Origin of the sequence: Streptomyces sp. NRRL WC-3549, assembly GCF_000721935.1 — a bacterium.
In the GTDB taxonomy this organism is placed as follows: domain Bacteria; phylum Actinomycetota; class Actinomycetes; order Streptomycetales; family Streptomycetaceae; genus Streptomyces.
The window spans coordinates 347,200-347,869 of record NZ_KL585394.1 but is presented as its reverse complement, the minus strand read 5'-3'; the positions used below and the strand labels follow the sequence as shown (position 1 = coordinate 347,869).

Annotated in this window: 1 pseudogene; it reads left to right on the top strand. The window is 75.7% G+C overall.

From position 1 onward, the window contains the following. Nucleotides 1–17: 17 nt before the first annotated feature. A pseudogene (locus IH13_RS0112360) lies at nt 18–670 on the top strand (DUF6350 family protein); the annotation flags it as partial.

Genomic DNA, 670 nt, shown 5'->3' with positions numbered 1-670 from the left:
AGAGATGTGTATAAGAGACAGGTGTGGCCGTACTGCTCGGCGGAGGGGCCCTGCTGGTGGCGGTGGCCCTGGTGTGGCACGTGGGCGACGCCGAGGAGTCGTTCCTGACCCTGGCGGACGGCTGGGCCGGCCGGATCTGCGTCCTGGTGCTGGCCCTGACACTCGTCCCCAACGCCGCGATGTGGGGCGCCTCCTACGGCCTGGGCCCGGGCTTCGCCCTCGGTACGGCGTCCACGGCGAGCCCCCTCACCTTCGGTGGCCGTCCCGCGCTGCCCGACTTCCCGCTGCTGGCCGCCGTGCCCGACCAGGGGCCGGGGACGGCGGCCAACTGGGCGGCCGTCGGGGTGCCGCTCGCCGCCGGCCTGTTCCTGGCCCGGTTCATCGCCCGGGCGGCCGTCCCCGAACCGGGCGCACGGGCGCAGGCGTGGACCCCCGGCGGTACGGCGGTCGCGGCGGGACTGGCCGCCACCGGGTGCGGGGCGGGGGCGGCGCTGCTCGCCGCCGCGTCGGGCGGTCCGCTCGGCACGGGGGCGTTGGCGGAGTTCGGTCCCGTGTGGTGGCTGGTGGGTCCGGCGGCGCTCGTCTGGACGGCGGTGATCGGCGTACCGGGAGCGCTGCTCATGCGGGCCTGGCGGCTGCGGGAGAACGGGCTGTCTCTTATAAACATCTC